The organism is Bacillus sp. NPDC060175 (genome assembly GCF_042728695.1).
GTDB lineage: Bacteria > Bacillota > Bacilli > Bacillales > Bacillaceae_G > Bacillus_A.
Genome location: NZ_JBHWYR010000190.1, coordinates 1 through 1,747 on the forward strand (window position 1 = coordinate 1; position 1,747 = coordinate 1,747).

The following is a 1,747-nucleotide window of genomic DNA, read 5'->3' on the forward strand; positions in this document are numbered from 1 at the left end:
ACTTGTTTGTCGCTCATTTGCGACTCCCTTATGTTAACATTTTCATATTTCAATGTCAACCAAGTTTTTTTATTTCTTTTGTCGCTTTCTGCGTTGTTGCTATCGGCGACTTGTTCTATATTACACCTCTATAGACTAATCGTCAATACCTTTTATTCAATTAATAATAAAAATAATTCCCAAAGGTATTTTCTATATTAATTTCAGTTATCCTATTTCTCTATTTCAATGAAAATAATAAAAAAGGACATCCCATTACATACAAGACATCCTTTTAATTACACATTATATACATGCACTCTTTAAACTTTTGAACTCCCCCTCTCTATTTAAACTATCGTCCTACTCATTCCTTGAGGCGGGACTTTTCTGTCGGGAAATGATAAATAGATCAATTAATTTACTTTTATCCGCCCATACCACTCCAAATAAAACTAAGCCGCCGCCTATTACTATTCTCCACGTTAAAGATTCATTTAATAGAACAATTGAAGCAACAATACTTATTAGCGGCAATGCATTTAAATATAATCCACTTACTGATGCTGAAACTCTCTCTAGTGCTTTATTCCAAAACCAATATGCTAAAATTGTCGCTCCAATAACAAGATACATTACACTAAGTCCAATCTTCCAGGTTTCAATCTTTGGGAAACCGTAATAAAAAGTTTCTACCATTGCAAATGGTAATAAAATAACCGATCCAATAATTAAAGTTAATGTTGTAAAAACCTTGTTTGATAGATACTGTTCCTGTTTCGGCTGTTTTAACAATACTGTATAGAAAGCAAACAAGAAGGTGCTTAATAAAATAAGGATATCTCCTATTAAAGATACCTCTTGATCAGCATTATTAGATGAAATTGTAATAAGAAGTACCCCTATAACCCCAAACATAATTCCGATCCAATAATCCATCTGAATTTTCTCTTTCAAAAAGAACGCTGAAAAAAGAATTGTAACTAATGGCAATGCAGCATCAATAATACTAACATGTAATCCACTTGTTAAAGAAATACCATAGGATGTGAACATAAAGTACCCAGCTACACCAGTAAAAGATAGTAAACTCATTCTTTTCCACGGAATATGTTTATGTACAACTGCTTTTTGTAGTTCGTTAAATGAGAAAAGCATACAAATTCCACCCGCAAAGAAAAGACGAATAAATAACAAAGTAAACGGTTGAATGGATCCTAATGCCCATTTCGTTGGCGCAATAGCTGTCCCCCATAATATAACAGCCACTAATAACATGCATATTTCCTTCATAATTCCCCACACCCATCAAAAAATATATGTTAACTACCTTAATTATAAATTTTTTCTTATGTAAAATCCCTTAAAAATACAAAAAGGTTATGTGAAAAAGAACTGGATAGCTTTTTTTCACATAACCTTTTCATATAAGCTCAAAAATATTCTTGTTCATACCACAACTAAACCAATAAATATATATAAGGTGTTTATTACCTTATATATATTTATATGTATTGTTTTATAACCTTTTTATCACTTTATTGTCCAAATCTTATTGTATACAGCCTCTATTTCATTCTTTTTTCTTCTTTAGCGTTATTAAATTTATGGATTTTAACCTTCGGTAAATAAAAATAAACACAAAAAAACCTAAGTCGAAACGACTTAGGTTTTTGCTTGGCGACGTCCTACTCTCACAGGGACAAGGTCCCAACTACCATCGGCGCTAGAGAGCTTAACTTCCGTGTTCGGTATGGGAACGGGTGTG

General features: G+C 32.1%; 1 protein-coding gene and 1 rRNA gene. Both read right to left on the bottom strand.

The features are described from left to right. Positions 1-342: 342 nt before the first annotated feature. Positions 343-1,272, bottom strand: a complete 930-nt coding sequence (locus ACFWDE_RS30440) for a DMT family transporter (RefSeq protein ID WP_377896392.1) — start codon at positions 1,270-1,272, stop codon at positions 343-345. Between the two features lie 382 nt (positions 1,273-1,654). Beyond that, positions 1,655-1,747: ribosomal RNA gene (gene rrf, locus ACFWDE_RS30445) — 5S ribosomal RNA — on the bottom strand; the annotation flags it as partial.

What these genes read in the sequence shown, in the direction of transcription:
- ACFWDE_RS30440 (WP_377896392.1), bottom strand. Translation starts at nt 1,272, where the DNA reads ATGAAGGAAATATGCATGTTATTAGTGGCTGTTATATTATGGGGGACA.